Raw genomic sequence first — 583 nt, 5'->3', positions numbered from 1 at the left:
TCGCGAATGGCTTCCTCGGTTTTGCTTGCCGTCTTTTTCACGACTTTCTCGACGCGGTCGACCAACGTCTCGGCGTCGCCGCTGGAACCCTGTCGGTCAGCCTCTTCCTTTACAGTCTCATATGCTTCGGCGGCGACCTGCTTGGCTTGCTCCACGCCTTCTTCAAAGACTTCCTCGGCACTGTCACGAAGCTTGTCGCGGTAGGGGCCGAGTTGCGCGTCTTCAGCGGCGGTGTGAGGCAGCATTACGCCGATGGCTGTGCCCACGGCAAGGCCCACCGCGGCCATTGCCAGAGGTTCGCGCTGGAACAGGTCCTGCGCCGACTGACGCACCCGCCCCGTGATATCGGTGGCGGCCGAGCCGACCTGCCCGGCCGTGCTTGTCAATCTTTCTTTGGCGCCGCTCGCAACGTCTGCCACAGCCTCAGTCGCACCGCCTGCCACGGAAGCAACCGAACGAGCGGCATCGGAGAGCATGGAGCCGGCGGAACCTTCGCCCTCGGCACCGTACTCATCGCCGCTTGAGTCCTGCCAGGCCCCGCCCAAGCCCCTCTGGTCAGAGAAGTTTCGGGTGCCGTCAGGTT

1 pseudogene is annotated in these 583 nt (G+C 64.2%); it reads right to left on the bottom strand.

Annotation, left to right across the window (positions count from 1 at the left end):
- A pseudogene (locus tag NKI95_RS34390) lies at positions 1–545 on the bottom strand (hypothetical protein); the annotation flags it as partial.
- Positions 546–583: the final 38 nt, after the last annotated feature.

This window comes from Mesorhizobium sp. M0306, assembly GCF_040321655.1.
Classification (GTDB): domain Bacteria; phylum Pseudomonadota; class Alphaproteobacteria; order Rhizobiales; family Rhizobiaceae; genus Mesorhizobium.
Note: the sequence above shows the minus strand (reverse complement) of the source record. Positions and strands in the feature narration are given on the sequence as shown.